The sequence below is a fragment of the Streptomyces mutabilis genome (assembly GCF_014649815.1).
Taxonomy (GTDB): Bacteria; Actinomycetota; Actinomycetes; order Streptomycetales; family Streptomycetaceae; genus Streptomyces; species Streptomyces mutabilis.
In genome coordinates, this window is the sequence record NZ_BMTT01000069.1 from 1 (window position 1) to 1806 (window position 1806).

1 protein-coding gene is annotated in these 1806 nt (G+C 73.5%); it reads right to left on the minus strand.

What is annotated here, in order from left to right:
• Positions 1–167: 167 nt before the first annotated feature.
• Entirely contained in the window at positions 168–1646 is a 1479-nt protein-coding gene (locus IE142_RS34625) for an FAD-dependent monooxygenase (RefSeq protein ID WP_191889389.1), read from the minus strand.
• Positions 1647–1806: the final 160 nt, after the last annotated feature.

Genomic DNA, 1806 nt, shown 5'->3' on the forward strand with positions numbered 1-1806 from the left:
TCACGGAACCGCGCGAGGGTGGCGTCAGACGTCATTGCAGAGGAGCCCTTTCGAGTGGGTTGCTGCCTTCGGCGATCCGGGCAGCCGAACGCGAAACGGCCCGGGCCGGACGGCAGGTGGGTCGCCCGGCCCGGACCGTCGGTCGCACCGGTCGGGGGGTACTCGGGTCAGGCCGCCTCGGCCGTGCCGAACCAGCGCTCCAGGGCCCCTGACAGACCGGCGGGGTCGCTGCCTTCCCAGGCGATGTATCCGTCGGGGCGGACCAGCAGGGCGGTTGCGCCGTCGAAGGTCTTCGCCGACGGCGGCGTGCCGGTGACGGTGGTGACCCGGCTCCGCCAGCCGGTCGCGGCGGCCCGCAGTGCCGCGTTGTCGGTGAGGTCGAGCAGGACGCCCTGTGCCGGATGCAGCAGTTCGGGGGTGCGGACCGGGCCGTCGGCGGTCTCCAGCGTGCGCGGCGGCAGCCGGCGGCCGACGAGCGGGTGTCCGTCCGCGTCGATGTCGTAGCGGATGTCGATGTGGCTGACGGCGCCCGCCAGCTGGCGCTTGACCTCGGCCAGGGCGATCAGCTCGGCGAACAGCTCGCGCAGCGCCTGGGACTCCTCACCGCCGAAGATGGCCTGGCCCTGGGCTCGGGTGTTCGACAGCAGCCGTGCCCCCACCGGGTGGCGCTCGGCGTGGTAGGTGTCCAACAGGCCCTCGGAGGCCCGGCCCCGGACGGTGGCGGCGAGCTTCCAGCCCAGGTTGACCGCGTCCTGGACGCCGGCGCTCATGCCCTGGCCGCCCACGGGCAGATGGATGTGCGCGGCGTCCCCGGCCAGCAGGACGCGGCCGCGTCGGTACTCGGCCGCCTGCCGGGTGGCGTCGGTGAACGAGCTGACCCACAGCGGGGTGCCGCCCGAGATGTCCTCGCCGGTCACCCGCTTCCACGCCGCGGCGACATCGGCGAACTCCACGTTCTCGCCGGCGCCCAGGAGGGAGGTGTCGTACTCGGACAGGATGACCCGGTCCACCCCGTCGGGCAGCGGGAAGACCTGTACCAGACCGCCGGGCAGCCGCTCGCCGTGCGGGCGTGGCCGCACGCCGCAGCCGACCACGTCCGCGAGGTGCATCACCTGGCTCCCGGACGTGCCGGGAAAGTCGATGCCCGCGGCCTTGCGCACCGTGCTGCGCGCCCCGTCGGCTCCCACCAGGTACCGGCCGCGCAGCTGCTCCCGCCTGCCGTCGGCGGTGACCACGGTGGCCGTGACGCCCTCCGCGTCCTGCTCCAGGGACAGGAACGTCAGACCGCGGCGCAGGTCGGCGCCGAGCTCGCCGGCCCACTCCTCGAGCACCGCCTCGGTCTGGGACTGCGGGATGCCGCGGGCCCCGAAGTTCGCGTCCTCGAGCACGGTGTAGTCGAACGGGACGCCGGCGAAGTGCCCCATCGGGCTGGTCTCCAGGCCGGGGAAGCGCTCGACGAGACCGCGCTGGTCGAACGATTCCAGGGCACGGGTGGTGAAACCGAGCGCCCGTGACTGACCGCTGGGCCGCTCCAGCGCCTCGGCCACGATGACACTCGCCCCGCCCAGGCGCAGTTCACCGGCCAACATCAGACCGGTAGGACCGCCTCCGACGACGATGACGTCCGCATCCAGTTTCCTGGCCATGTCATTCCTTCCCTCATGTGTGTCGGGTTCGTGCGCGAGTGGGGTGCGGGCAGCACGATGCCCCGGGCTCCGTGGGGGGCCCGGGGCATCGCGGTGCCGGGGGTCGTGGCCTGGCAGGCTCAGCCGAACTGGCCCGGCTGGTACTCGCCGCCCGGCTGCG